The following is a 1,137-nucleotide window of genomic DNA, read 5'->3' as shown; positions in this document are numbered from 1 at the left end:
GCCGAAGAGGCTGTCAGGGTTTTGAACAACTAGATTGCGAACACTCGCTGCCGCTGGCATGGAGTTGCGAATGCTTTGTTGAGTGATGTTATTGTTAGAGAAGAGATAATACTGATCAAGAAAACCGATCGGGTCTCCAGTTATATAGTTGCTGTTGGGATTGATGTGGATGAGGGGTAGTTGGGAGTTGCTGACCACAGGGGAATTCGGGAGAAAGGGGCCACCTCGATGGTGGTATTTATCAAACTCGGATTTGTTTGCAGCGTTAGAGGACACATAACTGTCGCAAAAAGGAGGGTTCACTATATGAAATGCTCGCGGATAAACACCTAAAATCCCATTAGCGTTTGAAAACACTACTCGAGTATCAAAATCTCGACCTTCACCTCCCCCATCCCAAGGTGGCTTACTGGATGTGGGGATATTACGCGTAAGTTGTGCGATTACACCATGACTTTCCACATATCCTGATCCCCTGGCAGGAAGAGGCGAAATTGAACCAGAGCGGGTGAGATCTATATTGTGTACAATGGGATTTGCTGCGGATGACACGGATTGTAGTGGGGTTTTGCGAAAATCACTTAGGCTTCGAGTGGTAACGACCGTGATCTGACCGGCAGGAAAGTTGGTATTGGATAGGTTTATATTTACGTCTAAATCTCCGGGTCGAATTACAATTTTACCGTCATAGGGAATGAACCATCCGGGAGTATTGATGATTTTGAGGATGTGATTTTCTTTGAATGTGATTGGCTCGGAATAGGGATTGAAAAATTTCAAGATATAACTTACGCGAATCTTATATTCTGTCTTTCCGAAACCTTGTTGATCTACGCTCATGGCCGTTTCAACGAGGTAAGGGATGCGGCGTTTTCCGTAGGCGGCGATTGGGTTTAAGGATTCCTGGGCGCCATTGGGCAAGGTTTGGAAGATTTGGCTGCTGAGGCTGCTGAGGTCGGCTTCGGTTTGGATGATGTGGTTGGGGTTGATGGAGAGGTTTTGATAGAAGGTGCCGTTGTCGGCATAGACGTAGGTAGGGGGGTTGTTGTAGCCGTGGATGTGGTCGTGGATGTTGATGGCGAGGCGTTTGAGGTAGCCGATGGCGAGTGGGCGAAGGGCGTCGTTGTAGGGGACGGG

1 protein-coding gene is annotated in these 1,137 nt (G+C 47.9%); it reads right to left on the bottom strand.

The genetic code is table 11. The annotated features are described in order from the left end of the window. A partial coding sequence (locus tag NZM04_04150; GenBank protein ID MCS7063227.1) for a hypothetical protein occupies nucleotides 1–1,137 on the bottom strand: 1,137 nt, incomplete at both ends.

The sequence above is a fragment of the Candidatus Methylacidiphilales bacterium genome (assembly GCA_025056655.1).
GTDB lineage: Bacteria > Verrucomicrobiota > Verrucomicrobiia > Methylacidiphilales > JANWVL01 > JANWVL01.
Note: the sequence above shows the minus strand (reverse complement) of the source record. Positions and strands in the feature narration are given on the sequence as shown.